The sequence below is a fragment of the Mesorhizobium sp. M7A.F.Ca.AU.001.01.1.1 genome (genome assembly GCF_004022735.1).
GTDB classification, from domain to species: domain Bacteria; phylum Pseudomonadota; class Alphaproteobacteria; order Rhizobiales; family Rhizobiaceae; genus Mesorhizobium; species Mesorhizobium ciceri.
In genome coordinates this window covers 1-1476 of sequence record NZ_RZPF01001058.1, presented here as the reverse complement: position 1 = coordinate 1476, position 1476 = coordinate 1, and the positions used below count along the sequence as shown (strand labels likewise).

Annotated in this window: 2 protein-coding genes and 1 pseudogene; 1 reads left to right on the top strand and 2 read right to left on the bottom strand. The window is 62.7% G+C overall.

Annotated elements, in window-relative coordinates:
* Together EN884_RS39970 and EN884_RS35715 are read right to left on the bottom strand one after the other, a co-directional pair.
* Positions 1-172: pseudogene (locus EN884_RS39970) on the bottom strand (YbaK/EbsC family protein); the annotation flags it as partial.
* Between the two features lie 188 nt (positions 173-360).
* On the bottom strand, positions 361-642 hold the full coding sequence (locus EN884_RS35715) for a helix-turn-helix transcriptional regulator (protein WP_063170208.1): 282 nt from the start codon (positions 640-642) through the stop codon (positions 361-363).
* Positions 643-925: 283 nt separating this feature from the next.
* Between EN884_RS35715 and EN884_RS35710 the strand changes: the two genes are divergently transcribed.
* A partial coding sequence (locus EN884_RS35710) for a hypothetical protein (RefSeq protein WP_128361116.1) occupies positions 926-1476 on the top strand: 551 nt, incomplete at its 3' end.

Below are 1476 nucleotides of genomic sequence, written 5' to 3'. Positions count from 1 at the left end.
CCAGCATGGTGCGGTCGCCGACGCGCAGGCAGATCGTCTTGGCGATCTGCGCCGGCAGCACGCCATGCGCCTCGGCCGCCAGGGTCACCGTCGCCGAGCTCGCCTCCGTGACGATGACATCGATGTCGGGCGCGTGGGTGGCAAAGAACGCACGAACGGAGTCCAGGCTCATATCGAAAAACCCATGGTTCAAAAACTTGAAGGACGGCGGATTGCTGTCCAGCAGCCGGGGCCGCCGCGCATATAAGCACGCGCGGCATACAAATCGGCAAGCGCCAGGCTGAAGCAGACGCTGCGGCAGGTACAAAGAAACCCGCCAAGAGGGCCTTGGCGGGTTCTCTGGAATGCCTGGTGCGGGGTCTACGCCAGCGATCGACCTTGCGCCGGCGTCGGCGCAGCCGGGGTGATCAGAGCCTCCTGGGGAAGGTGAAGCGCGGACACAATACGACGCAGCTTCGACGGATCGGTCACTCTGCCGCTTTCGATATCCTCAATCTCGTCCACCGCCAGGCCGCATGTCAGGGAAAGCTCTTCCACGCTGTAACCGCGGGTCTCCCGCATCGCTCTGAGGGTGTTGTAATCTGGCCCGCTCCCGTTGGTTGCCGGTTCGGAGTGGGGTTCGCTTTTCGCATTATGGGGCATTGGCAACTCCATGACTGAAAGAGTTTGATCAAATGAGGAGTGTTGCCTGAGACGGTCGGGAAGATGCCCTCTCACTGGTGATTTGCCAAGGGCCAAAATGGCCGTCACGGGATCGTGAACCGGGTGCCTGGCGCGGCCTCTGGCGCACACGTCGCGATCAAGTTGTTTTGAAGGCCTGATTGGCCTTTTGCCGGCAGTTTCGCCGCGCCCATTCGTTATCTCCGGGTCGCTGGCGCGAAACCATCCGGTTCCAGCCAGTTCTTTCCCGGAAGGATTTTTTGCAATGAACTTGAAGACAGTCATGGTCGTGCTCGGCACGATTTCCAGCCTTTCCGTCGCCGGCGCGGGCGCCGCCCAAGCCGCAGGCGCGCTTCGTGTGCGCGGCACGGTGGTCAGTTTTAAGCCCACGCTGCTCACCGTGAAAACCCGCCAGGGCGATACCGACGCGATCAAGCTCAAGGCCGGCTGGAAGATCTCGGGCGTCGCCAACGCCTCGGCAACGGACATCAAGCAGGGCGATTTCCTCGGCATTGCCTCCGTATCGAAAGCGGATGGCGGCAGCGGCGCCCTGGAGGTGGTGGTCTTCCCGGCCGCGCTGAAAGGCACCGGCGAGGGTGACCGCCCCTGGGACCTGCAGCCAAACAGCCGGATGACCAACGGCACCGTCGCCGACGTTACCGATATAAGCGGGCGATCCGTCACGCTGACCTATGACAATGGCCAGACCAAGAAGATTTCGATTCCCGACACCACCCCTGTCGTCACCTTCGCGCCGGCGACGCCGAGCGACCTCAAGCCGGGTGCGACGGTCTTTGTCACCGCAGAGCGGGGTAG